At 45.0% G+C, this 629-nt stretch carries 1 protein-coding gene; it reads right to left on the reverse strand.

The genetic code is table 11. The annotated features are described in order from the left end of the window. Positions 1 to 98: 98 nt before the first annotated feature. On the reverse strand, positions 99 to 401 hold the full coding sequence (locus tag UF05_RS26495) for a hypothetical protein (RefSeq protein WP_082063994.1): 303 nt from the start codon (positions 399 to 401) through the stop codon (positions 99 to 101). Between the last annotated feature and the right edge of the window lie 228 nt (positions 402 to 629).

The raw sequence follows: 629 nt of genomic DNA on the forward strand, positions 1-629 counted from the left end.
GCGGCGTTAGTCGCCAGAAAAAGCTAGTAATCAAAATCATGTTTCTAAGCTCAAAATCTGGCAGTTGCTTGTTTAGCGCACAAGTTCATCGTCGATGGTCAAAACTCAGTTTCTGCTATTTTAAGCCCAAAGTTTGGCAAGTGTCCTAGCGGTTGTTTTGTTCTTTGGTGCTGACAGAACAGGGCAATCGAGAGTCTATTTTTGCTTGCAACTCCGCTCGGTGAGTTTGTTGGCACAAAAGCCGATTTACTCGCTGGAGTGACTTTTTCTCTAGTGTTGCAAATTCCACGTGGTTTCAGTGACTTTGTTGAAAGTCCGCACTGTGAGATTCGTTTTCCAAAAGCGCTTTTGGGCGTTGTCAGTCCGCTTTCTGCGGCGTTGTTTGTTCCAAGTGGTTTCATTGAATAGCCGCTTTGAGATTACGCCTGACTTAAATGCATCAAAGCACATAAAGTTTGTTGTTCGCAAAGTTTAGTTTGGCTTAAAATTGTCGCTCGGTGCCTCGCGACTAACAAACTGCTCAAGAGGGATTCGCAACGCGTGGCATTTTTACTATGCGTTGAATTTAGTGATTAAGGTGGTTTGCTGCGGCTTCGGTATTGCGTTGCTCACCCCTTAGCAGGGCGTTA

It is taken from the genome of Vibrio sp. S457-15, assembly GCF_000960545.1.
Taxonomy (GTDB): Bacteria; Pseudomonadota; Gammaproteobacteria; order Enterobacterales; family Vibrionaceae; genus Vibrio; species Vibrio parahaemolyticus.